The sequence below is a fragment of the Alteromonas sp. Cnat2-8 genome, assembly GCF_022348355.1.
Classification (GTDB): domain Bacteria; phylum Pseudomonadota; class Gammaproteobacteria; order Enterobacterales; family Alteromonadaceae; genus Alteromonas; species Alteromonas macleodii.
This window is the reverse complement of the sequence record NZ_JAKREX010000001.1, coordinates 206,996-232,366: the sequence shown is the minus strand read 5'-3', so window position 1 is coordinate 232,366 and position 25,371 is coordinate 206,996. Positions and strand designations below refer to the sequence as shown.

Here is a 25,371-nt window from a genome sequence, read left to right as displayed (position 1 = left end):
TTTAGGATAGGAGAGTGAACATGCGTTTGTTTTCAGTAGTATTAGCCGCTTTCACAATGCTTTTATCTTCACAGGCAGGTGCGCAGCGCATTAAAGATGTAGCGAGTATTCAAGGCGTACGTAGTAACCAATTAGTGGGATATGGTCTTGTTGTAGGTTTGCCTGGAACGGGTGAACAAAGCCCGTTTACCGAACAAAGTTTCAGAACCATGCTGCGCAACTTTGGTATCAGTCTTGACGCTAACACCAAGCCAAAAATACGAAACGTGGCCGCAGTGGCGGTACACGCCGACCTGCCTGCTTTTGCAAAACCCGGACAAACCATTGATATTACGGTTTCTTCAGTTGGCGAAGCGGCCAGTCTTCAAGGCGGAACGCTGCTCCAGACGTTTCTTCGCGGTGTTGACGGTAAAGTCTACGCTGTAGCGCAAGGCAGCTTAGTCGTGAGCGGGTTTGGCGCACAAGGCGGTGATGGCTCTCGTATTGTCGTTAATACGCCAACGGTAGGCAGAATTCCAAACGGTGCGATGGTAGAGCAATCTGTACCAACAGGCTTTGCCAATGGCGACACGTTAACGCTTAACCTCCATTATCCAGATTTCTCAACAGCCAAGTCGCTTGCAGATACGATCAACGAGCGCTTAGGTGCACAGCCGGAAAATGGCTATGTTATTGCTAAGCCCATTGATGCAGCGTCTGTTCGCGTGTCGGCCCCGCGAGATGTCGGTCAGCGCGTGGGCTTTTTGGCTACCTTAGAAAACTTCGAATTTACACCAGCTGATGCGCCAGCGCGTGTGGTAATAAACAGCCGCACAGGCACCATTGTTATTGGCAGTGACGTTCGCTTGTTACCAGCAGCAATTACTCACGGCGGGCTAACGGTGACCATCTCTGAAAATCAGCAAGTTTCTCAACCTAACGCGTTTGGTGAAGGGCAGACTGCCGTTACCACTCAGTCGATTGTTGATGTCGATTTGGCAGATAGCCGCATGTTTAAGTTTGAGCCAGGCGTTACTCTGGACCAGCTTGTGCGCGCGGTAAATGAGGTGGGCGCTGCGCCGGGCGATTTAATGGCAATTTTGGAAGCATTACGTCAAGCAGGCGCATTGCGTGGAGAGCTCGTTATTATTTAAAACGAGCAAAGAGCATTTACGAGACGTTAGTAAAATAAAGTCACAGCGGAATAAGCACGATGGAATCACTTAGCACAAAAAGTCAGCTTGATATGGCTCGCAATGTCCACGATATGGGCAGCATAAACAAAATGCGTGAAGCCATTGCGTCGGGCGACGAGACGGTATTGCAAGAAGCTGCCCAGCAGTTTGAAGCGATATTTGTGCAAATGATGTTGAAATCAATGCGTAAAGCACAAGATGCCCTTGCTGACGAAAATAGCCCATTTAATTCACAGCAAGTTAAGTTTTATCGTGATATGCACGACCAACAGCTAGCGACAGACCTCACTTCCGGTGGCGGTTTAGGTCTCGCTGATGTCATTGTTAAACAGTTAGGTCAAACTGAGGATAGCTATACGCCTGCCAGTGTAATCAGAAGTGACGGAGACTTATCATCACTTAACAGAAACCGTGTGTACAACGTAACTGAGGCGCAGGATATTGCCCTTTCTTCACAGTCTATTCGCAGCCAGTCAGCACAAAAAGATGCCATGTTCGAAAGTCCCGAGCAGTTTGTAGAGAGCCTAATGCCAATAGCTGAGAAAGTGGCAGCAAAATACGGAATGGATCCTAAAGCAATAATTTCCCAAGCCGCGGTTGAAACCGGGTGGGGCAAATTTGTTATCCATAAAGCGGATGGGGAAAGCTCGCACAACTTATTTGGCATCAAAGCAAATAAGGGATGGCAAGGAGAGCAGGCTGTAGTCGACACGTTGGAATTTAACAATGGACTACCGCAAAAACAAAAGGCTGCTTTTAGGTCCTACTCGTCAGTAGAAGACGCAATGGAAGACTATGGACGCTTTATCACATCACAGCCTCGCTACAGCCATGCTGTCGAGAATGCTTCTGACGCAGCGCGCTATACCCATGCGCTTCAAGAAGCGGGTTACGCTACCGACCCTGAATACGCGCGCAAGATAATGGCAGTGTATAACAGCGATCGTCTCAGCACGTTAATGCCATAGCATTGGAGATTACATTGTGAGTTCTGTCGATTTATTCTCATTAGCCACCAGTGGTGTTAACGCCAGTAGTAAGCTATTACAAACGACCAGTAACAATATTGCCAACGTCAACACGCCAGGCTATGTTCGCGAGCGCACTGAGCTTCAAAACAGCCAAGTCTTCGGTGTAGAGATCGGCAATACCGAACGTATCATCAACGTATTTGCTCAAAATCAATTGCGCAGGGACATTACTTCTGTCGGCGAGCTTGAGACATTCTCTAGTAAAACAGCGGCCATTGACAATCTACTAGCGAGTGAGGCTAACTCAATCTCCCAAGGATTGAGCGAGTACTTCGCCGCGTTGCAAACAGCTGCTGACGATCCTACTAACCTGGCGTCTCGCGACCAAGTGTTAGGGAAATCTGAGTCTTTGTACCAACGAATGAAGACACTGTCTGATTATATGTTGGAGAAAGAAGAAGAATTAAACCTAGAGTTCACGTCGATGGTGAATCGAGCGAACACCTTGATTGGCAATATTGGCGATCTAAATCGCAATATTGTTATTGCCAATGGTAACAATACCAGCGACCAGCCTAGCGCATTGCTTAATGAGAGAGATCAAGCGATAGACGAGCTCGCTTCAATCATGGGAATAACAGTTAAAGAAAGCACCACGCAAAATGGAGCGGTAACAATTAACCTGACTTCTGGTGAGTCATTGGTATTAGAAAATGGCGCATTTAATTTATTTGAACTGAATACTAATGCTGACTTAACGTTCAAGCAGCTCAAACTAGAAACAAACTTTGGCTCACAGACAAAAGCTGATGCCTCAATACGTATCGTAGAAGATGATTTAGGTGGCGCACTTGGCGGTTTATTCGGGTACAGAAACGAAATTTTAGGCCCTGCAATGCGGGATGTTGGTCAGCTATCAGTAGCATTCGCCGATGCAATGAATACGCAAAATAAATTGGGGATGGACTTAGACGGCCAACTTGGTAGCAATATTTTCGATATACCTTCGTTTCGCGGATTAGCATATAGCGATACCAATGGTGACTATGTTGTAACTGCACAAATTACCGAAGGTAAAGGTGCAGAGCTAACGGATGCTGACTACAAAATTGAGGTTACGGCAGTAACTGCGGGCGTGCCTAGTCAAATAGAAATTACGCTATTAAATGCAGATGGCACACCGAAAAAAGACGCTTCTGGCAATGATATTATCTATTCCAATTACGCGGTTACAGCTGGGTTTAATGAATTGCCCGGTGGTATTGAAGTTGATTTCTCAGGAACCGATCCCTATACCGTGGGTAATGAGTTTCTCATTCAGCCAACTAAAGATATCGCGTCTAAGATTACACTAGAGACAAATCGCCCTGAAGATTTAGCGTTTGCAAGCCCGGTGAGAGCAGGTGCAAATAATACAAATTTGGGAAGCGCAAATGTCATTGACGTTACGGTATCTAACACAGAAGTCGGCGCTTCTGCTTTTGACGGAGCGGGTGGGCTGTTAAATTCAGCGCCAGCTCAAATTAACTTTACGGCCGCAGATACATACGACGTTGTAGATGGAAGCGGTAATGTTTTAGCTACAGTAACTGGCACAACTGATTTAACTAACCTCATTAGTCAAGCGGGAATAAGCCCAGATCCAGGCTTTGATTTGAGCTTGGATGGCGTGCCAAAAGCTGGGGATAGTTTCTCGATCAGCTATAATACAGATGGCTTTAACGATAACAGTAATGCGCTTAATTTAGCGGCTATTCAAAACGAAAATACCGTGCAAGTCAGCAGTGAGGCAACGAATACACCACGTACCTTCCAAGATGCTTATGCATCTATGGTTGGCCGAATTGGTGAAGATGCCTCGATGGCAAAAGTAACACTTGCTTCGGCGGAAGCCATGAAGGTTCAATCGAAGAATTGGTTTGAGTCTGTCTCTGGCGTTAGCTTAGACGAAGAAGCCGCAAATTTAATAAAGTATCAACAAAGCTATGCTGCCGCAGCGCGAATTTTGTCTACGGCGCAAGAATTGTTTAATACCATTTTGCAGTCAGCAAGGTAGGTGAGTTATGCGTATATCAACGAATCAAATTTATGATCAAAACATGCGCTCGATTATGCAAAATCAGGGCGATTTGGCAAAGACTCAAGAGCAGCTAGCTTCTGGAAAACGCATTATCACTCCGAGTGACGACCCCGTTGGTGCGGCAAAAGTATTACGTTTAACCGAAGAAATCGATGAGCTAACCCAATTTCAGCGCAACAATGATCTAGTAACAGGTTCGCTCGAACAGCAGGAAGCGGTATTGACGAATATTACCAATTCGGTTAACCGTGCTAGAACATTAATCGTTCAGGCGGGAAATGGCATTTTGGATGATCCTGACAAACGAGCTATCGGGTCAGAGTTAGAGCAAATTAAGCTCGAAATATTTGATTTGATGAACACGCAGGATGCAGATGGTAATTACCTGTACGCAGGTTATCAATCTGGCAATCAAGCATTTACTTTTAACCCGGCTTCGGGAGGTAATGCAATATCCTTTTCAGGCGATGCCGGCGTAAACTTCATTCAGCTTTCAAATAGCTCGAAGATTCAGTCTACCAGTAACGGGTATGAAGTTTTTGAGAACGTACTATCTCGTTTCAACTTTTCAGTAACAGCGAATACGGTAACCTCGTTAGAGGGAGCGACAATTAAGGAGCAAGGTACTTTCGATACCTTTTTTAATAATAATTATGATAATGCTAACCTAACAAACAACGACTTTAGGGTAGATTTTCTCGGAACAGGTCAGGCTCAGCTTGTTAATCAAAACAGTGGTGCAGTTATTGAAACGGTAGGCTACACCTCAGGAGAGCCCTTTACGCTGAAAGGTATGCAATTTGAAGCCGTTGCGTCACCAGGCGACTCGATCAGTTTTTCTCTAGATCAACCTGAGAAAAAAAGCATGGCTCAAACAATCCATGAAGTGCAGTCTTTACTATCAGACACTTCAATTAATCATGGAGCGCTACAGGATGCTATCGCCGATGCATTGGTAGGTCTGGATAACGGCCTAGAGAAAATATCTCTAGAGCGCGCTTCCTTGGGAAGTCGCTTGAATATCGCTGAAAGTACTTATGAAAGTAACCTAGACATGGAAATTGCAGCGAAAGCCCAGCGCTCTTCAATTCAAGATGTTGACTACGCTGAAGCATCGACTGAATTTGCGAAACAGGAAACTGCGTTAAGTGCGGCACTGGCAACATTTCCGCAAATTTCCAACCTTTCCTTATTTAACTACATTTAGCCGGGGTTAAAATAACGACTTAACCCCATCAATTTTGGCTACATAGACTCTAGCCTGATTATCTATATGGCTTGAATAGTAAGACATGTAAAGTAGATCATTATCTAATATCAGGCCAGGATAACTTGTATCACCGCTACTGGGCATTGTTAGTATTTCGGTTAGTGTTTTATTTGTCTTATCGAAATGCCAAAGTCGTGTCGAAAACTCTCTGGTTTCCCAGTTCACATGCCGACCAGCAACAAGGAATGTTGTTTTAGTGAGCGCTATGGCACAAGGCCCACCAATATAAATTCCCAAGTCATGCCAGAACCACTTTGTATAGGGAGGCGTAGATGTGCCAAATTGAGCAGAAAATGTATCGGCATCTCGTCTTAAAAATACTGTTGCTTCACCGTCGTGGTCAAACAAGAGGGCGCTTTCATTTGGGAATCCCTTGTTATTTTTAGCAAGACCGAAAACGTTTGGTTTGTGGACGCGCATTGCGCGGGTGGGGTCGCCTTCGTAAAGCGAAATGTAATCAGCGGGGCGGTGATAAGCAAAGCCGAATGCCTTGTTGTTTATCCATTGCGGCTTCCATATCCACCAGCCATCATCGCCGAACCAGTGTTTGCTAGACCAAGATTGTCCAGTTGTGGAGAAAACACTTAGCATCTTAGTATGTGCTTGTTCATTTTCATCAATTGTCTTAGCGAAGGCCGTTACTATTGCTCTTTGACCGTCGTACATCAATTTAGGATCTCTTAAATCGGTACCGAGCTCTTTAATCAATACTTTGTTGATCACTTCTAACGTTTCTTTACGCAAAGTAAGGATAACAATAGCGCCATCTCTGCTCACATGATCTGTTGCTTGGCGATAGCAGCACAGCAGTGAACTGCTACTTTTGTCGAAGGGATTCTCCATCAAATCAGTAAAGGCTGCATGAACTGCAGGTGGTGATACACGACTAATTTCAACTATTTGAAGTTTTTGTTTCAATTGAAATCTCCTTTAAAAATCTGATGGTTACTGAAAGTTCTTGTCTCGTCGAGCGGCAATATATTACCGCTAATCGGCAAATATCGTAATTTTTTCTAAAGAGAATTTATATGTTGTCGATACAGTTTCTGAGAGAGCCAGTTCATCAATTACCCCTCAGGTCTTGATGACTACTAAAACAAAACGTCGGAAATCCCGACAGCCAGCGCACGCTGGACTGAGAGTGTAGGAGAGACTTTATGTCTATGTTCGTTAATACCAATGTATCCTCATTGAATGCCCAGCGTCAGCTTTTTGATGTAAGCAATTCATTGAGTACTTCATTTGAACGTTTATCTTCAGGCTTCCGTATCAACAGCGCTGCTGATGATGCTGCAGGTCTTCAGATTACCGATCGTATGACCTCACAAATCGAAGGTCTAAACCAAGCCGTTCGTAATGCTAACGATGCGATTTCATTGTCGCAAACTGCTGAAGGCGCGTTGTCTGAGACAACAACAGCACTTCAACGTATTCGTACTCTAGCTATTCAATCACAAAACGGTATCAACAGTTCTGCAGACCGCGCAGCGCTTCAAAAAGAAGTATCTGCACTACGTACAGAAATTTCACGTATCGCTACAACCACTGAATTTGCTGGTGTAAGTATCCTTTCAGGTGCGTTCTCTGCTTCGTTCCTAGTAGGTGCAAACTCGGGTCAGACAATTTCTGTTAACTTGTCTACACCTACGCTTACTGCTGCGGGTGTTTCAGGTTTTGGCCCATCGGGTCTTGGTATTGGCACTGGTGATGTTCTTTCAGCAGAAAATGCTTCTACAATTCTTGATAATGTGGACAGCGCAATTTCTGCTATTGGTAGCTTACGAGCTGATTTGGGTGCTTTGCAAAACCGCTTCCAGTCAACTATTCGTAACCTAAGCAATATCTCTGAAAACGTGTCGGCTGCACGTTCACAGATTAAAGATACAGATTTTGCTACGGAAACCGCTAACTTGACGCGTAACCAGATCATTCAGCAGGCAAGTACTACTGTATTATCTCAGGCTAACCAGCGTCCTCAGGCTGCTTTACAGCTTCTAGGCTAATCGCCATTAACGTGAAGCCAGGAGGTAGTGCTCTAGTTCACGTGCGTTCAAAGCTGGTCTTTTGAAGACCAGCTTTTCTATATACCGACCTTTCAAACGCGTCATTCCCCTCATTTATACTATTCGTGCACGTAAAATTACCCTCTAACACTCTGGAATATATAGATTTTTAATTTATATCCGCCGTTTTTCTAAAAATTAGCAAAAAATACCTAAAGTAAAATTCGATCTTTGACGATAACTATTACAAAGGGGAGATAAACCATGTTTCTTTTCTCTACGCTTCTAAAGCTAATGTTTAAGAGCGTAAAAAGCACAGTTTGAATACAAGTTTTTTTAAATTAACTGTATTTAAAAGTTAGGAAAAACAGTGCTTTAAATCGAATAAAATTATTTGAAAAAATTACTAAAGTAAATTCAAGTAAAGGTCGATAAAAAATGGAGTTTGCTGATGAATGGTTAGAGCTGCTGACCGGCGAGATTAGAGCCAGGAGGTAGTGAGAGGTTTGAGGTTCTGGAACACCAAACCCACCGACCAGCAAAGAGAAGTAACTTCTCTACTTAGCAAGTTCCATTGGTAGTGTGCCAATGAAACGTCAGATTAAACTGACATGTAATTCAAAGCACAGGCTATGCCAAATATTTAAACTAATCGCGCAAATAATAAAACCAATAGCGCAACACTCGAAACTGTTAGGAGAGACCCATGAGTCTATTTGTTAATACCAACGTGTCATCTTTGAATGCACAACGTCAATTGTTCACTACCGGTAATAACTTAAGCACCGCGTTTGAACGTCTTTCATCTGGTTTTAGAATTAACAGTGCTGCAGACGATGCCGCGGGACTGCAAATTACTGACCGTATGACCTCGCAAATTCAAGGTTTGGATCAAGCGGTACGAAATGCTAACGACGGTATTTCACTAGCACAAACTGCTGAAGGTGCGATGGCTGAAACTACCACTGCTCTACAACGTATTCGTACGTTGGCGATTCAATCGCAGAACGGTATTAATAGCTCAGCTGACCGAGCGGCGCTGCAAAAAGAAGTTTCTGCATTGAGAACTGAAATTTCACGTATCGCAACAACAACTGAGTTTGCTGGTGTTAGTATTCTTTCAGGTGTGTTCTCTGCTAGCTTTTTGGTAGGCGCAAACTCTGGACAAACAATTTCAGTGAATCTATCGACTCAAGCATTAACCGCAGCAGGTGTTAACGGCTTCAGTGCTACAGGGCTTGGAATTATATCTGCCGACGTTTTGACCGCAGCGGGTGCGTCTGCTCTTCTTGACGATGTAGATGCAGCAATCTCTGCAATTGGTGGCCTTCGCGCAGATTTGGGTGCTATTCAAAACAGATTCCAATCTACGATTAGAAACCTGAGCAATATCTCAGAGAACGTATCAGCGGCAAGATCGCGAATCAAAGATGCAGACTTTGCCACCGAAACGGCAGAACTAAGCCGCAACCAGATTTTACAGCAAGCTAGTACTACTATCCTGGCACAGGCTAACCAGCGTCCACAGGCTGCACTTTCACTACTAGGTGGTTAATTAAAAGACGCTTGAATTTGGGAAGGAGTTGAGAGGCCATCCCCTGAAAAAGGATAGCGGCCGTAAGGCCGCCCCTTTGAGAAAGCGTCGACTAACAGGACTGAGAGTGTAGAAGTGTTGGTTGAGAGGCCAGTTTATCCTACTAAATACCTGCCAGCCGACAGAAACTGAATTTGCTCAATCTCCTAACGTGAGCAAATTGGCCGAGATTAAATAGTCTCGGCCTTTTTTTTTAGTAATACCGAAACATCCCGCCAATTTCAAACAAATTGCAGAGCACGACAATTTGTTCAAAATATACCTTGCAGCATCAATGCCAACTTTAAATTTAGAGTAAAAGATTTCGCCTGTCTTATTGATAAGACATGCAGTGGTACTCTCATTCCAATTCTTTTTCCAATTCTCATTCCAATTCTTTGCCGTTCAATTAACAAGCCGATTCTGTCTTGCGTATGAGAAGTAGGTACTGCCGCTTCGTTGCGAAAAAGACAAACCTTCTTGAACGCTTTAACTCGTTTTAATCATTGCTTGATAAATCAACCGAACAAATGTGATCTTTTTAAATTTTTATAAATTTATTTGTCAACTAATTCAGTAGCTTATCTGTTTGTTTCGAAAAAAGACAAAAAAAACGAAAAAAAAACTAAAGAACCTAAAGGGTTGGCCGATACCAATAGTTGAGGGGTAATTTACTTTACTTTTAACAGAGGCGTTAGCTCGGAGTAGTGACCAAGCTAATTTGAACTGGAAGGATTTGATCGTACCACATTGGTCGACGAGTCCCTAGGAGGTATTCCAATGAGTTTATTCGTTAACACAAATGTGTCTTCGATCAACGCACAACGTCAGCTTTTTGACGTAAATGATCGTCTTAACACGTCGTTCGAAAGATTGTCTTCAGGTTTTAGAATTAACAGTGCCGCAGATGATGCTGCAGGTCTTCAAATTTCTGACAGACTTACTTCGCAAGTTGAAGGCTTGAACCAAGCAGTACGCAACGCGAACGATGCTATTTCTTTAGCACAAACAGCTGAAGGTGCGATCAGTGAGATTACTACGAGCCTACAGCGTATTCGCCAGCTATCAATTCAATCGCAAAACGGCATCAACTCTTCTGCTGACCGTTTGGCGCTTCAAAAAGAAGTATCAGCGCTACGAACTGAAATTTCACGTATCGCAACGGATACTCAGTTTGGTAACGTTAACATCTTAGATGGTAACTTTTCTGCTTCATTCCTAGTGGGTGCTAACGCAGGTCAAACGATTTCAGTAAACCTTTCAACCGGTAACCTAGGATCAATTACTGGCTTTAGTACAGCCGGTCTTGGTATTGATGGTGATAGTGTTGAAACTGCTTCAGGTGCTGCCGCGCTATTAAGTGCCGTCGATGCTGCAATATCTGGTGTTGGGGGCGTTCGTGCTGATTTAGGTGCGCTTCAAAACAGATTCCAGTCGACTATTCGTAATCTGAGTAACATCAGTGAGAACTTGTCTGCGGCACGCTCTCAAATCAGAGATACGGACTTTGCTGCGGAAACGGCTGAATTAACGCGTAACCAGATTATTCAGCAAGCATCTGTTTCAGTTCTGAGCCAGGCCAACCAGCGTCCACAAACTGCGCTATCGTTGCTTGGATAAGCTATAATACAATTTAGCCTTAGTTGAGATGTAACGGGTGCTTGCTTAGGCAGGTTCCCGTTTTGTCGTTTCAGAAGGGGGTAGAAACGTGGAAATACCGAATATTCAAAATGGTCAGCCTTTTGCATCAAGTACAGCGATAGGTACTTCAACAGGTACAGCACCAAATACAGCATCGTCGGTAAGAGACAGTTTAAGTTCACCTAAAGAAGTTAACAGTGACGCAAATCGTTTAGATGAGCTTGCTAAGTCTTCTTCATCTCAAAGCAACAGCGTTGAGGTAGAAGATGAAAATTTATCTCAAGGTTTATCTGGAGAAGTCGATAACCAAGGTGGAGAGAGGAATGTTGCTGACCTTGAAGAGGCGGTGGCAAAAGTTGAGTCATTTCTAACTGTTCAAAACAGGGATTTAACTTTTTCAATCGACGAAAATACCAATCGTTCGGTTGTGACAGTTAAAGATAGTCAATCTGGAGACGTTATTCGGCAGATTCCTTCCGAGGAGCTTTTAAAGCTTGCTGAAAGAATTCAGGAATTACAGCAGGATGTAGGGAATAGCGTAGGGGTGTTTATCAACAATCAGGTTTAATGAGGTAGGTTATGACTATTCAGTCGCTAGGTGTAGGTTCAGGTTTAGCTCTTGATGATCTTGTCCAGCAGCTTTTAGATGCTGAGAGATTGCCTAAAGAGGAAAGGCTCAACACAAAAGAAGAAAAGATCGAAGCAGAAATCTCTGGTCTTGGACAGATAAAGTCTAAGTTGTCAGATTTTAAAGATGCTGTCGATGACTTACGTAGCGATACTGATATTAACGGTCGAGAGCCTACAATCGTTAATCCTTCAGAAGATGACGACGTTTTATCTGCTGATGCGTCGAGCTCAGCATTACGCGGAAGTTACGATATTACCGTGCAACAACTTGCATCGGGAAGTCGCATAACTACAGACGCGGGTGCTTTCACTTCAAGTTCAGATCCTGTTTTAAGTTCTGGAACGGGTTCTTTGACCTTTAGCATTCCTGGTGGTGATTCATTTACTATCAACGTTGATTCTGGCACATCTCTTGTAGACCTCAGAGAAGCGATCAACAGCGCAGACGATAATTTCGGTGTAACCGCAAATATTATTGATACAGGTACTGCCGAAGGGCCTCGCCTGGTGTTTCTGTCTGAAGAGACCGGTGATGGCAATGATCTAGTTATCAACAATGATACAGGCGCTGCAGAACTAGACAGACTTTCAACTGCGGGTGGAACTAATAACATTAGCGCTGCTAACATTGAATCTGCCAAAAACGCAATTGCATTTGTTGACGGAATTGAAGTTCAAAGCCAGTCAAATAAGTTCGAAAACACAATTCAAAACGTCACTTTTGATGTTAACGAGATCTCACCCAAAGATAATGCGGGCAACTTTTTGTCGACGACGTTGAAAATCGGTTTTGACAAAGAAGGTCTTGAACAGAAAATTAGGGATTTTGTAGATAACTATAATGCGATTATTGACGAAATTGGAACGTTGACGCGCTATGGTGAATCTGAGTTGGAAGAAGATGGTGCGCTTGCTGGAGACTCATTGTTAAGAGGAATCCAGTCTGGACTATCATCTATCATTGGCGATAACGTGTCTACTTCACAGCTCGGTGGGTTATTCAGACTTGGTATAGAGCTAGACGAAGATGGAAAGTTAGAAATTAGTTCGTCAGACTTTGGAATTGGGTCTGGGGAAGACAGATTAAAAGATGCGTTGGAAGACAATTTCGACGATATCGCTACATTGTTTACAGACGAAAATGAAGGTATAGCGGTTCGCTTATACGATTTCGTTGATGAGTTTACGTCATCTGGAGGCCTTATTTCTCTGCGCGAAAAAACGGCGAAAGAGAATAGAGAAGGTGTTTATTCTGAAAGGGAAACTTTGGAGCTTCGTATGTTCAACTATGAGCAAATCTTACGAAGCAAGTACCTTAACTTAGACCAGACTGTGGCACAGTTGAATCAGACAAGCTCGGCATTATTAGCCGCACTATAACGTACGAGTTTCGGAGAAAGTATGTCTCTTAAAGGTATTAATGCCTACAAAAAAGGTAATTTAAAGCAAGATGTTGCCAATGCAGATCCTCACAAGTTGACCTTGATGCTGCTTCAAGGCGCGCTAGACAGGATTGCATACGCGAAAGGTGCAATGGAACGAAAAGAGTTGCAAGAGAAGGCGACATTTATTTCGAAAGCAACGGCCATTATTATTCATCTGCGCGATACGTTAGATGTAAAAGTGGGCGGCGAAGTTGCTGAAAACATGTTTGCCCTCTATGAATTTATGATCGAGAAACTGAACGAGGCTCATGTTAACAATGATATAAAGTTGTTAGATGAGGTATCTTCACTGTTATCGCCGATTAGAGATGCTTGGGTGCAGATTCCCCAAGAAGCAAAAGAAGAGGCGTTTCGAGCGCAACGAGAAAGTAAGCAAGCGATTTGAACGTCGATAAGTTAAACCATTCATCTACACCTCTTTTCCTAAGCAAAGTTAACGCAGCAATTGCGGTTTGCGTGGCAGCAGAGCCTGCCGCGCTTTCAACTGAAACTTTCCATCATCTAATCAGCCTGCGACATTCGTTGGTTCTACGCGAGTTAAGCAGACTCTCTGGAAATGAACGCACTACCTTCGCTGAAAATGAACTAATTATTAATCAAGAATTAGAAGAACTTGCGCTTAAGTTGAAGTTAGCTGCAAAAGAGGAGATAGTTGGCTTTTCAAGAGCGCAAAAAGCGGCAAAGAGATATAAAAAATAATGCTTAAAGCTATTAAATTCTACCTTTTAGATGATGAAGATAAACAAACATCGCTAGAAGTTGAATCTGCGTACGCGATTAAAAAGAACAAAGAAAAAAGCCTAATAGCTTTCAAGCGCGTAATGCCGGCTATCTTTACTCAGCTCATTCGGGCGAGAAGTACATCCACCTCAGTTTTCGTTAACAAAGATAAAGAACTCGATATTGTCGACTTTAATAGCGGCAAGGTCTTTTACGGGGAACAGGTAACCGCAAGTATTCACCAACATGTAGACTCGTTTATAAGTTCTCCTTGGGTATTGGACAAAAACGGCTTTTCTCGGCAATCCAAGCCTATCGAAGACGATGCAGAAGTGTTAGTTGTACTGGGGTTGGCTCTTGGAATTCACCTACTTAAATTGGTAAATGAAACTAACTTCAAAAGTATCGTCCTTTACGAGCCTAATTTTGAATTCACACATTGCTCTATGCTCACCGGTGTTTGGCCAGAAATTTTCAAAGTTGCTGCAGAGAAGGGAACGGCAATTTATTTTCAAAGCCAGTTAGACGGTAGTTCTGTATTAGAAGATTTAAGTGAATTAAAGCAGGTAAGTCCTTTTGCTTCAGTTCATTTTTATCAGCATTATCATAGTGCGAGCTTTGACTCAGTACTTAAAAGTCTATCTGGGTTAACAATTAAAGACGTGCAAAAGCGGCTATTTTCATTTTCTTCCTCGCAGCCATTTGACGACTATTTAGTTCCTTGGAGTCCGGTGGTTACATCCAATGATTGGGCGACCAGTAACCTTAGTAAAGACGTTTTTGATAATAACATTGAAGCGTTTGCGAAGTATTACCCTGATATAGCTAAAGAATTCAGCGACTACAAGCCGGTCAAGTGGGAGCCAAAAGCTAATCAATCAGGTGAAGTAAACCTCTTCCATATAGAGACCTGCACACCGCTTTACGGTGACAGCCCAAAACGCGAGTCTGAACTAGCTTATGAAGCATTTGTGAAGCAGCCCAACCGCGATAACCTAATATTAGGCTACGCAGGGGGGAAACTCATTCATTATTCGCATCATAAAATGGTAAGGAAAATCCAAGAACATTTGGCGGGAATGGAAGAGGAAGAAAGTAAGCTACCGGAAACCGTTAAATCGATGCTCCTTTTTGGCATGGGAGCAGGATATGAGTTAGAAGCGCTCAGTGACTCGCGAGATATAGAAAAACTCTTTGTTTGCGAACCCAACCGAGACTACTTTTTTGCTTCTCTGTTTGCGATAGATTGGGCGGCAATTCTGAACAAAGTTGAAGAAAAACGGCACCGTATTTACCTTAACATCGGGGATGACGGAACTAACCTCGTACGGGACCTTTTAAGTCAATTCCACTCTATCGGAACACATATCATTGCCAATACCTACTTAACACTCGGTTATGATAACGAAGTGCTTCTTCCTGCGGTTGATAAGCTAAGAGAAGACCTGCGCTTAATTGTCGCCATGGGGGAATACTTCGAGCATTCTCGCTTTGGCACGACGCATACGAAATGGGCGGTAGAAAATAATATAGGCTTTTATCGCAAATCTGGCGTGCCGGAGCTCAGTAGAAATTTAAGTGAGGTAGCGGTATTTATCGTCGGAAATGGCCCCTCTCTTGATAATTTACTGCCCCTTTTGAAGGAAGAAAGGGAGCGAGCTATAGTCATATCTTGCGGCACAGCCTTACAGGCAATGCACAGTAATGGTATTGTTCCTGACTTTCACGCAGAAGTAGAGTCGAACCGAGCGTCTTTCGATTGGGCATCGCGTATAGGCGATAAAGACTATTTAAAGCAGATCAATTTTATCAGCTGTAATGGTGTTCACCCTGATACAATAAAGCTCTATAAAGACACCTTTCTCGCTTTCAAAGAAGGTGAGTCGTCAACGGTTTTTATGAAGGAACTCTTTCCTGAGTTAGAATTGCCATACCTTCATTTTTCCTATCCTACCGTATCGAATTTTGTCATTAATTACGTGTTAGAACTGGGCTTTAAACAAGTTTATCTATTCGGCGTTGACTTGGGGATGGTTGATGTTAATCACCATCACTCTAAATCCTCAGGCTATTATAAAAAAGATGGCGGAGAACTGTTTAATCACGCAGAGCGCATAGACACTTCATTGGTAGTGCGAGGGAACTTTAGACCCTATGTAAATACCAAGTTTGAATTCAACATGTCAAAGTCGGTGATTGAGAAAACTTTATCTGCTTTCAGTGATGCCGATGTTTATAATTTAAACGATGGCGCAAAAATCGTTGGAAGTCCTCCATTAGAGCAAGACGCGTTAATTATTACTAATTCATTGGAAGACAAACAGGCTGCGATGAGCTGGATTCAAACTCAGGCTCATGTTCCTATTCCGGTAGCTGAATTCCAACAACGTTTTGCTAAACGGTTTAATCATGATGCGCTAATAGAGGACATCACCAATTTTAAAGCGCTATCTGACAAAGAATTTAATGGGCGCGAAGATATCGATAAACTGGTGTTCGATCAGCGCAAGTTCTTAGTCGAGGCGTATTTGCGTAAAAGCTCCATTTTATTTTTTTACTTCAATGGTACTTCGAATTACATAAACAGCATTTTCAGTAAATTAACGCATTTCAAAAATGACGAACTAGTGATGGAGAAATTCGAAGCTATTAAATCGTGTTGGCACAACTTTCTTGATGACGCGTTAACGAGTGTTTCGATGTATCCTGATGCTTTTGACTCAGTTTCAAGTTTCACAAAAGAAAGACAAGAGATCACCTTATCAGAATACGTAAAGAGTAAGAACGTGGGCTTTATTAGTGATTCTGCTAGCCATATTATTGAGACTCTTGGCCTAAACGAAAATATTGATAACAGTCAACATCGCTATCAACTTGAATTTATCTCAAGTGCTGCTGATTTGAAAAAGCGCAAGCCTGAAGTTAGCCGAGCGGCATTCATAACAAACGAACCTGAACTCTTGCTAGAATTACATGAAGGTTTCAACACAGCGGAAACCGACGTTTTGGTATTCAGTCCCTTTAACAATTCGGATAAAAAAGGCGTGGAAAAATCCGTGTTTACTGCGGTACTCGCGCTAGTTTCGAGCAATAAACTGAAATTGGTGTTTCCTAAGCTTGAGAAAGAGGATTGGGGGAGTTTTTTCGATGATTACTTCCACAAGTTGTCAAATAGTATGACGTCTTTTGAAACGTACAGCATGTTTGCTTTAGCTTCTGAGCCTCTTGCCGATAAAGAGATGACCAATGAAGCCGGTGATAGATTTTGGTTATGTCCAAGACCGTTAGAAGCATCACTTTGTAAAACAAAGATCATTTTTAATAAAAAGAAGTCGTCTTAGCGTGAGCAAATTACTCAATCACCGTGCCACTAGCGTCAGAAGTAGCTAAACCGATATACGCTAACAGCAGAGACACTTATGAATGTAGCAATAATCCCAGCGCGAGGTGGTAGCAAACGCATTTTGCGAAAAAACCTCCGCCTTTTTTGCAATAAACCTATTATTGCCTGGTCTATAGAAGCTGCTCTAGCCTCAAAGGAATTTGATAAGGTTATTGTAAGTACTGACGATGACGAAATTGCGCAGTTTGCTATTGAAAAAGGGGCTTTCGTTCCGTTTGTTCGTCCAGCTGAATTGTCTGATGACCATGCGGTAACTCGCGATGTTGTTAATCACGCGTTGACATGGCTGGCCGACAACGAAAAACCAGCAAATTACTGTTGTGTGCTTTACGCTACCGCACCTTTTGTTACATCGGAAGACTTAGTGAATGCGTTTGCAAAATTAAAAAGTTCGAAGAAGGACTTCTGTTTCTCTGCAACAAGCTTTCCTTTTCCTATTCAACGTGCTTTCCATTTTACGCCGCAAGGTGATATTGAAATGTTTGATAAACAGCACATGAAAACACGCTCTCAGGATCTGCTGGAAGCCTACCATGACGCAGGGCAATTCTACTGGGGCAAGGCTGACGCTTTTCTAAAGAATTTGCCAATGTATTCTCATCACGCCACCGCGTTTCTGATGCCAAGATACCGCGTGCAAGATATCGATACCGAAGAAGATTGGGAAACCGCAGAGCTTCTATTCAGAGCGATCCAGTCTCGAGGGCTGTGAAAATGAACAACTCGATTACAGCGTTGGTGCGCGTAGACAGTGGTGAACACATAGGAACTGGCCATGTTATGCGCTGCCTTACACTGGCAAAGCTATTAAGAGCGCGCGGTATTTCAATATACTTTATTTCAAAGCCTCACAAGGGGCATTGTTTAGATGAAATCAGACGCGCAGATTTTAAGGTAATCGAGTTACCGACTTCCAACGCTCAAGAATACGCAGGAAACTGGTGTCCTCACGCTCATTGGTTAGGTGGAACAGAATCCAATGATGCGCGTGAGTCATTAGCGGCATTGCACCATACAACATTAAACGAGCGCGTTATTGTTGTTGTAGATCATTTTTCTTTGACTTCACAGTGGCACATTGCGTTAAAAGAAGCCCTAAATGCAAAAGTTGTCGTTATTGATGGGCTGGCCGACCGAACACTAAAATGTGATGTATTGATTGACCCTAATTTAGTACTTGATGCTCAGAAAAAATGGGATGGAAAAATTCAAAATAATACTAAGCTCATGATCGGTCCCCAGTATTTTCCGTTGCGAGAAGAGTTTGCATTTTCCCCCCCTACATTGCCTCAAGCACTAAAGCGCATTTTTGTATGCTTTGGAGGAATGGATAAAGACAATGCCACTCTATTTATCTGCGAGCTGCTCGCAAAGTGGTGCACAAGCTTAAATGAACCCGTTAGCGTTGACGTCATCATTGGAGAGCATCACCCATTTAAGCCGTTAATACACGCATTTTGTACTCAGCACGGCTTTAAATTACATGTGCAAGCTTCGAATATTTCATCATTAATGGCGCAGGCTGACCTGGCAATTGGTGGTGGTGGCACCATGTCCTGGGAGCGTTGTAAAATGGCGCTACCGACCCTTGTCCTCGCTATTGCACAAAATCAAGTTGCGCAAGCGATCGCATTAGAAGAAAAGGGGGCCGCGGTCTATGTTGGGGACTACAGCACAGAGTCGAAGCGCTTAGAAAAAATTCAACAACGCGTTGTCAATGTGCTTGAGAATTTGCGATGCTCTCCAGATACATTGAAAACAATGTCACAAAGCGCGTTATCGATTATGGAAGCATACAACCACAATCAACCGTGGGTAGATGAAATTATCAAATAAAGGCAGGATGTGTTGAAAAAGGTAGTGATTATAGGTGGTGGCGGTAACGGCTTGGTTGTCGCACAAATCGTGCTTGATCTAATAAAGATTGGCGAGCCTTTAGAGCTAGTCGGCTTTTTGAATGACAATATTCCTGCAGGTGAATATATAGAGCGATGGCCAGTTTTGGGCGCGCCCCATGAATGGGAAAGTTTAGACGAAGATACGTTATTCGTTTATGCACTGTTGTCCGTGGGAAAAATGAAAGCCCGTGCAGAAAAGTTTAAGCGTCTCAACATTCCACAGCACCGGTTAGCTACGCTGGTACATCCGTCAGCGAACATCGGTTTTAACGTTAAACTCGGTTGCGGTGTTGTCATTGCAGCAAATACTGTGCTTCAGCCCGGTACAAGAGTGGGTGACAACTGCTTTATTCGCGCTAATGCTAATTTAGGGCATGATGTTGCGGTTGATGATTTAGTCGATATAGGCCCTAATTCAACACTGTGTGGCTATGCACACATTGAGGAAGGTGTACAAATAGCGCCAAATTCCGTTGTGAGAGACAGCGTGCGTGTTGGGATGTACAGCACAGTGGCAGCAGGAGCAGCAATTTTTAAGGACGTTGCCCCTGAGTCTACCATGTTGGGAAATCCGGCTAAGAGGATTCGATAATGAAAACACAGCTCAAATTTAAAGGCTCGAGAAACTACCTCCATAGTACCGACTTTTATACGTGGTTTAGCACTGCAGTGTGTGAAGAAAATCAAATCGTAACCAAACTCGTGTTTAAACAATTGATTCATCGGCAGTGTGAGGCTTTGTTTGGGCAGCTCGAAGATGATGTTGAAAAAAACATTGTTGGTACAGTTGAGCTTCTTGATAAGAACACACAAGAAAGAACGCGAGGCGTGATTGTTGAGACAGAAGGGCAAGTACAGGAATCCTACCCATTTGACGAAGATATACTAGTACAACGTGCTGATGTCATGTCTGATGAGCAGCAGGCGACTTCTTTTTTTCGTAACGACTGCACAACTGTAGAACTAGTGGTTGCCTTGACGAAAAAACTCCATAACACACTCTTTAGTCTAAAGACGGGCAAGTGGTTAGTGGGGCAGCTTAACTTTTTTGATGAACTGCCGATAGGTTATGAAAGTCTTTCAATTAAAACCACGCGGATAATGCAAAACAAGTTTTCAATTAACGACGTTGTTATCGATGGAAAACGTTTTGGAACCGTACGGTTCATTGTTGGAGAATAGCATGATAGGCATTAAAGCTATTTCAAGTTACATACCGAAAGAAGGTGTCGATAACTTCAAACAAGCAGAGACCTTCGAGGAGTCGGCATCATTTGTTGAGACTAAGCTTGGCGCGCGCTTTTTGCCAAGGTTAGAACAAGGTGATGACACCTCTGATATAGCGGTAAAAGCGGTTGATGCGTTGCTGTGTGAGTTTGATCTTGCCAAAGAAGACATCGATGCCCTTATTGTTGTAACACAAAACCCCGACGGGCAAGGCTTGCCTCACTGTGCGGCATTAGTTCATAAAAAGTTAGCACTACCTACTCATGTTGCGGCGTTTGACGTTTCACTTGGGTGCTCAGGGTATGTATATGGGTTATCGATTTTACAAGGCTTCTTAGCGGCTTCTGGCAAAAAGAATGGTGTATTGGTAACCGCTGATCCGTATTCAAAAGTAATTACAACGCCTAATAGAACAACCTCTATGCTGTTCGGCGACGCCGCTACTGCCACATGGATGGGTGAAAATCCACAGCTTGTGGTGTCAGACTGCTCATTTGGTACTGATGGAAAAGGCGCTGAACATTTAAAGGTTGAACAAGGCGAGCTTTATATGAATGGTAGGCAAGTTTTTAACTTTGCCTCGTTGAACGTTGCTCCTGCAATAAAAACGTTATTAGAAAAGAACGATTGGCCCGAAGAGAGTGTGGACGCGTTTATTTTACACCAAGGAAGCTTAGCTATTGTTGACGCCATAGCAAGACGCTTCAAAGGTAGTGAAGCTAAGTTTATTAAAGCACTGGAAAATACGGGTAACACCGTTTCTTCGTCTATCCCCCTAATATTGAAAAACTATTTGTCTAACGATAACTCAGCGCGACTCGTTTTAAGCGGGTTTGGGGTCGGGTTTTCGTGGGCCACATGCCTATTAAAGAGGAATGAAGAATATGTTAACTGAAGCAGATGTAAAACAAGCAATGACTGACTCTGGTGTGACTACTGATGTAAGCAACCTAGGCAGCGAACAAGCATTTTCTGAGTATGGGTTAGATAGCTTAGATCTATTCAATCTATTTGTTGAACTTGAAGGTAAGACTGGCGTTACTGTCCCAGATGAAGATCTCGATAAGTTAACGTCTATTAACGACGTGCTTGTATATTTTAATAAGTCTTAGCAGATGTATCCATTTAACGACCAAGTCTTCATCATTGCCGAGCTGTCTGCCAATCACAATAACGATTTTGATTTGGCCGTCGATACGATAAAGGCGATGGCGAAAGCAGGTGCCAATGCGGTTAAAGTACAAACATACACCGCAGATTCGCTAGCTATCAATGTTGATAATGACATTTTTGGAAAGCGCAAAGAAGGGCTGTGGAAAGGGCGTACTTTGTGGGATTTATACAAAGAAGCGTCTATGCCTTACGAATGGCACGAGCCACTGCAGAAAGTGGCTCAAGAGCTAGGCTTGGTGTTTTTTTCTAGTCCATTTGATGTAGATGGCGTGGCATTTCTAGAGCAACTGAACGTTCCCCTATACAAAATAGCCTCCTTTGAAATCACAGATATTCCTTTAATCAGGGCGGTAGCAAAAACGGGGAAACCCATAATTATTTCTACGGGAGTTGCTCAAGAGGCGGATATTTCCTTAGCATTGGAAACCTGTCATAGGGAAAACAACCATCAGGTAACACTACTAAAATGCACCTCGAATTATCCCTCCACTCTTGCTGATGCTAATCTGAAAACCATGGCCGATATGCGCGCTAGATTTGATGTGACTGTAGGTGTTTCTGACCATACCATGGGCTCTATTGTACCCATAACAGCTACCGCATTGGGAGCGAGAGTAATAGAGAAGCACTTCATTTTAGACAGATCGCTTGGTGGGCCAGATTCAGCGTTTTCGATGGAGCCTAGGGAATTTTCTGATATGGTAGAAAGCGTTCGCCAAGTAGAGCAGACTTTAGGTAAAGTCACCTATGCGGTAAGCGAAAAAGATAAGCTAAGACGTCGTTCGCTTTACGCCAGTGCACCCATTCAAAAAGGGCAGCCCTTTACCCACGATAATGTTAAGTCACTTAGAACTGGGTTTGGCTTAGCACCGCAACATTTAGACGCACTTCTTAGTCGTGATGCGTCTAAACATTACAACATTGGCGAGCCTATATTAGAACTTGAAGTTAACTCGATAATTGATTAACAACGTCAATTGTCGTATCGACTATGTATTGCGCTTCTTCTTGCGTTAACGACGGGTAAAGAGGTAGCGTAATAGCATGGTGATAGTATTGTTCGGCATGCGGGTAGTCACCTTTTTTGAAGCCTAATTTTTGATAAAATGGCTGAAGGTGAATGGGAATGTAGTGGACGTGAGCAAAAATTCCCTTCGCTCTCAAGGTCTCTATAGCAATTTTATGCGTTTCAGAGTTCAACCTTGTGGCTCTTACAACGTACAAGTGATAGCTACTGTAGCAGTTACTTTTTACATCCAGAGGCGTGATATTGGCTTGATGTTCGAATGCATTGTCATAAAAAGCCGCGAGTACATTTCTTTGCTCAACGAATTGAGCCAGTTTTGTTAGCTGACTTGTGCCTAGTGCAGCCTCTACATCGTTCATGCGGTAGTTAAAGCCCAATAGCACCTGTTGGTAGTACCAAGGTCCATGAGAAACTTCTGTCATTTCGTCTTGAACTGCCGTAACGCCGTGGCTTCGCATCAGCTGAATTTTTCGTGCTAACTCGTTTTTATTAGTTAACGCCGCGCCCCCTTCCATCGTAGTGATTATCTTAACGGGGTGAAAACTGAAAACCGTAATGTCTGAATACTGACAGCTTCCAACTGGCTGATCGCGGTATTTCGCGCCAATAGCGTGAGAAGCATCTTCGATAATACGAAAGTGATATTTTTCAGCGAGCGCCGCAATAGCTTTCATGTCGCATGATTGACCTGCGAAATGCACGGGAATGACAGCTTTGGGAAGGGTCCCATGCTCTTTAGCCTGCGCTAACTTTGCGGCTAATGCACTTACATCCATATTGCCTGTTGTGGGCTCTACATCAACAAAGTCTACCTCGGCACCGCAGTAAAGTGCACAATTCGCAGAGGCAACGAAGGAGTTGGGGCTGGTCCATACCGTATCGTTTTTCTCTACTCCAAGAGCAAGGCAAGCGAGGTGCAGTGCTGACGTAGCGCTGTTAACCGCTACAGCATGCTTAGCACCGCTTTGCAGAGTCAGAGCTTCTTCAAAGGCTGGTACGGCTGGGCCTTGCGTTAGCCAGTTGGATTTTAGTGAATTAACGACGGTGTTAATGTCATCTTCATCAATCGACTGACGTCCGTATGGGATCACTTATCCGCATCCTTATTACAGGAAACTATTTCCTCTACCGTGAGAAAATGTGGATTTGTATCAGATACATATTCGAAACCATCTGAAACTGGCTTACCTACTTCCTCCAGTCCGTTTGAAGTAAAGTTATTACTCCTGTGGAAGAACTTGATGGATGGTGCAATGACAAAGTGATCGTCATATTCGAAAGTGTGAAAGGCCATGTCGCCAGGGCACATCATTTCGTGAAGTTTCTCGCCAGGTCGAATACCCACTATCTTAATTGGTACACCTGGTGCCATGGCTTCGGCTAAATCGGTAATTCTAATTGACGGTATTTTGGGCACAAATATTTCGCCACCCATCATGCGTTCGAAATTCTTCAAAACAAAGTCGACGCCCTGCTGAAGTGTTATCCAAAATCGCGTCATATCTTTATGCGTAACCGGAATATGGTCAGTGCCTTCTTCAATGAGCTTATTGAAAAACGGAACAACCGAGCCTCTAGAGCCCACTACATTCCCGTATCTCACTACAGAAAATCGAGGTCTGCCCGCGCCAACCATATTATTTGCTGCAACAAACAGCTTATCGGAAGCGAGCTTAGTCGCACCGTACAAATTAACGGGGTTAGCTGCTTTGTCGGTCGACAGCGCGATAACTTTGCTTACCGAATTATCAATAGCTGCGTTTATAACGTTTTCAGCGCCATCGATATTAGTGCGGATGCACTCCGTGGGATTATATTCAGCAGCCGGAACTTGTTTCATGGCGGCAGCATGGATAACGTAGTCTACCCCTTGCATTGCGCGCGTAAGGCGGTCTTTATCTCGCACATCACCGATAAAGTAGCGCATGCAGGGAGCATTAAATTTCTGCTGCATTTCGAACTGTTTTAGCTCGTCACGCGAATAGATAATTAAGCGCTTGGGGTTATAGCGTGATAACAAATTTTCGGTGTATTTATGACCGAACGAACCTGTACCACCTGTTATCAATATAGACTTGCCGTCAAACATAGATCGCCCACGATTTTTATGATTATCGTTTAAATATATCATGTGTCGGCAACAATGCCATAAACCATTAGTTTTTAACGAGTCTTCCTTAAATAAAAAGTGAAATACTCAACAGTAACGATACCGTTGAGCCGTTGGGTATTCATTTTCATACTCTTTAAAAAAACAGTCACTCGTTATTCTTCTGTCTATTTACTACACTATATTAAGTGAAAGTTTAATAGGGTAGCCTCATGATTAAAATAGGTTCCGATTCAGGTAACTCGCTTATTGGTCAAATCCAAGAAAAGCAAAATAACCTGTTTGAGAAGCTTGCCAGTGGTAAGAAAATTAACGATGCAACTGACGGCTCAGCGGCCCAGCAAATCATCGATCGGTTAACTTCAGAAGTAGAAGGCAACCGCCAGGCTATTAATAACGTTTACGACGGAATTTCGGTGGCGCAGGTTGCAGAGGGTGGTTTAGGCAGCATCAATGACGATGTAAACCGCATTCGCGAACTTACCTTACAATCTGGTAATGGTGTTTTGAGCAGTGGCGATCGCCGTGCTATCCAATCTGAAATAACACAGCTACAAGAGAATATCTCCCAAACCATTGAGCAGACGAATTTTGCTGGCAAGCCGTTATTATCTGAAAATGGCTCACTTGAATTCCAATCAGGTTCAAGTGCGGGTCAATCAATAAGCGTCAATACACAAGATGTTGCTGCTCAATTAAATGATGTACTGGCTATCGATATTACATCTGGCACTAGCATTGAAGATGCGCTAGGTGCAACTGATGCTGCAATTGAAACGCTCGGTAACGCGCGAGGCGATTTAGGTGCTACCCAAAACCGTTTCGAGAGTGCGGCGCGTTCTCTTACTCAAGCTAACGTGAACACCGCTGAAGCGCGTAGCCGCATTCAAGATCTTGATTTTGCTCAAGCTGTGTCACAGCAGGCGTCAAACGATGTGCTTGGTCAGGCGGCGCTAACCGTTCAAGCGCAAGCGAATCAGCAGCAAAGTCAGGTTTTATCACTGTTGAGTTAAACCAACATACGT

23 protein-coding genes are annotated in these 25,371 nt (G+C 43.3%); 20 read left to right on the top strand and 3 right to left on the bottom strand.

Features of this window, described 5'->3' with window-relative positions; translation table 11 throughout:
• Window positions 1-20 precede the first annotated feature (20 nt).
• Genes MHN00_RS01030 through flgL form a run of 4 tightly spaced genes read left to right on the top strand, consistent with a single transcriptional unit; the run spans window position 21 to window position 5,433 of the window.
• On the top strand, window positions 21-1,133 hold the full coding sequence (locus MHN00_RS01030) for a flagellar basal body P-ring protein FlgI (RefSeq protein WP_014975877.1): 1,113 nt from the start codon (window positions 21-23) through the stop codon (window positions 1,131-1,133).
• Window positions 1,134-1,192: 59 nt separating this feature from the next.
• On the top strand, window positions 1,193-2,143 hold the full coding sequence (gene flgJ, locus MHN00_RS01025) for a flagellar assembly peptidoglycan hydrolase FlgJ (RefSeq protein ID WP_014975878.1): 951 nt from the start codon (window positions 1,193-1,195) through the stop codon (window positions 2,141-2,143).
• Window positions 2,144-2,159: 16 nt separating this feature from the next.
• Complete coding sequence (flgK, locus tag MHN00_RS01020) at window positions 2,160-4,202, top strand: flagellar hook-associated protein FlgK (protein ID WP_014975879.1); 2,043 nt, start codon at window positions 2,160-2,162, stop codon at window positions 4,200-4,202.
• 7 nt (window positions 4,203-4,209) lie between these two features.
• Window positions 4,210-5,433 (top strand): flagellar hook-associated protein FlgL, encoded by a 1,224-nt coding sequence (gene flgL / locus MHN00_RS01015; RefSeq protein WP_075176129.1) that lies wholly within the window; start codon window positions 4,210-4,212, stop codon window positions 5,431-5,433.
• Between the two features lie 6 nt (window positions 5,434-5,439).
• On the opposite strand, the gene MHN00_RS01010 is transcribed toward flgL, so the two are convergent.
• Window positions 5,440-6,414 (bottom strand): hypothetical protein, encoded by a 975-nt coding sequence (locus MHN00_RS01010; RefSeq protein WP_014975881.1) that lies wholly within the window; start codon window positions 6,412-6,414, stop codon window positions 5,440-5,442.
• 239 nt (window positions 6,415-6,653) lie between these two features.
• On the opposite strand from MHN00_RS01010, the gene MHN00_RS01005 reads away from it, so the two are divergent.
• From MHN00_RS01005 to pseI, 15 genes are all read left to right on the top strand, one after another.
• A complete protein-coding gene (locus MHN00_RS01005) occupies window positions 6,654-7,499 on the top strand; it encodes a flagellin (RefSeq protein ID WP_014975882.1) in 846 nt (281 codons plus the stop codon).
• A gap of 706 nt (window positions 7,500-8,205) precedes the next feature.
• Entirely contained in the window at window positions 8,206-9,054 is an 849-nt protein-coding gene (locus tag MHN00_RS01000; RefSeq protein ID WP_014975883.1) for a flagellin, read from the top strand.
• A 798-nt stretch (window positions 9,055-9,852) separates the two neighbouring features.
• Window positions 9,853-10,692 carry a flagellin gene (locus tag MHN00_RS00995; protein ID WP_014975884.1) on the top strand — a complete coding sequence of 280 codons (840 nt, stop codon included), beginning with the start codon at window positions 9,853-9,855 and terminating at the stop codon, window positions 10,690-10,692.
• Between the two features lie 88 nt (window positions 10,693-10,780).
• On the top strand, window positions 10,781-11,281 hold the full coding sequence (locus MHN00_RS20520) for a flagellar protein FlaG (RefSeq protein WP_039224830.1): 501 nt from the start codon (window positions 10,781-10,783) through the stop codon (window positions 11,279-11,281).
• Between the two features lie 11 nt (window positions 11,282-11,292).
• Window positions 11,293-12,723 (top strand): flagellar filament capping protein FliD, encoded by a 1,431-nt coding sequence (fliD, locus tag MHN00_RS00985; RefSeq protein ID WP_014975886.1) that lies wholly within the window; start codon window positions 11,293-11,295, stop codon window positions 12,721-12,723.
• A 21-nt stretch (window positions 12,724-12,744) separates the two neighbouring features.
• A complete protein-coding gene (gene fliS / locus MHN00_RS00980) occupies window positions 12,745-13,173 on the top strand; it encodes a flagellar export chaperone FliS (protein WP_014975887.1) in 429 nt (142 codons plus the stop codon).
• Window positions 13,170-13,487 (top strand): hypothetical protein, encoded by a 318-nt coding sequence (locus MHN00_RS00975; protein ID WP_101563681.1) that lies wholly within the window; start codon window positions 13,170-13,172, stop codon window positions 13,485-13,487. The genes fliS and MHN00_RS00975 overlap by 4 nt, the downstream gene beginning before the upstream one ends.
• Entirely contained in the window at window positions 13,487-16,849 is a 3,363-nt protein-coding gene (locus MHN00_RS00970; protein WP_239299904.1) for a 6-hydroxymethylpterin diphosphokinase MptE-like protein, read from the top strand. The genes MHN00_RS00975 and MHN00_RS00970 overlap by 1 nt, the downstream gene beginning before the upstream one ends.
• Before the next feature lie 78 nt (window positions 16,850-16,927).
• Window positions 16,928-17,623, top strand: coding sequence for a pseudaminic acid cytidylyltransferase (gene pseF / locus MHN00_RS00965; RefSeq protein ID WP_075176133.1), 696 nt, complete (start codon window positions 16,928-16,930; stop codon window positions 17,621-17,623).
• 2 nt (window positions 17,624-17,625) lie between these two features.
• The gene (gene pseG / locus MHN00_RS00960) at window positions 17,626-18,747 is read left to right on the top strand and encodes a UDP-2,4-diacetamido-2,4,6-trideoxy-beta-L-altropyranose hydrolase (RefSeq protein WP_239299902.1); all 1,122 of its coding nucleotides are present in this window, start codon (window positions 17,626-17,628) and stop codon (window positions 18,745-18,747) included.
• A gap of 9 nt (window positions 18,748-18,756) precedes the next feature.
• Entirely contained in the window at window positions 18,757-19,401 is a 645-nt protein-coding gene (locus MHN00_RS00955; RefSeq protein ID WP_039224837.1) for an acetyltransferase, read from the top strand.
• Complete coding sequence (locus MHN00_RS00950; protein WP_239299900.1) at window positions 19,401-19,991, top strand: hypothetical protein; 591 nt, start codon at window positions 19,401-19,403, stop codon at window positions 19,989-19,991. Before MHN00_RS00955 ends, MHN00_RS00950 begins: the two co-directional genes overlap by 1 nt.
• A 1-nt stretch (window position 19,992) precedes the next feature.
• On the top strand, window positions 19,993-20,931 hold the full coding sequence (locus tag MHN00_RS00945) for a ketoacyl-ACP synthase III (RefSeq protein WP_239299898.1): 939 nt from the start codon (window positions 19,993-19,995) through the stop codon (window positions 20,929-20,931).
• On the top strand, window positions 20,921-21,148 hold the full coding sequence (locus tag MHN00_RS00940) for an acyl carrier protein (RefSeq protein ID WP_014975895.1): 228 nt from the start codon (window positions 20,921-20,923) through the stop codon (window positions 21,146-21,148). Before MHN00_RS00945 ends, MHN00_RS00940 begins: the two co-directional genes overlap by 11 nt.
• Before the next feature lie 3 nt (window positions 21,149-21,151).
• Window positions 21,152-22,177: a pseudaminic acid synthase gene (pseI, locus tag MHN00_RS00935; RefSeq protein WP_014975896.1), complete on the top strand. Its 1,026-nt coding sequence runs from the start codon at window positions 21,152-21,154 to the stop codon at window positions 22,175-22,177.
• Here pseI and pseC read toward each other — a convergent pair.
• Entirely contained in the window at window positions 22,158-23,327 is a 1,170-nt protein-coding gene (gene pseC, locus MHN00_RS00930) for a UDP-4-amino-4,6-dideoxy-N-acetyl-beta-L-altrosamine transaminase (RefSeq protein ID WP_239299896.1), read from the bottom strand. The genes pseI and pseC overlap by 20 nt on opposite strands.
• A complete protein-coding gene (gene pseB / locus MHN00_RS00925; RefSeq protein WP_014975898.1) occupies window positions 23,324-24,325 on the bottom strand; it encodes a UDP-N-acetylglucosamine 4,6-dehydratase (inverting) in 1,002 nt (333 codons plus the stop codon). Before pseB ends, pseC begins: the two co-directional genes overlap by 4 nt.
• Before the next feature lie 233 nt (window positions 24,326-24,558).
• Here pseB and MHN00_RS00920 point away from each other — a divergent pair, with 233 nt between their 5' ends.
• Window positions 24,559-25,359, top strand: a complete 801-nt coding sequence (locus MHN00_RS00920) for a flagellin (RefSeq protein WP_239299894.1) — start codon at window positions 24,559-24,561, stop codon at window positions 25,357-25,359.
• The last annotated feature ends 12 nt before the right edge of the window (window positions 25,360-25,371 follow it).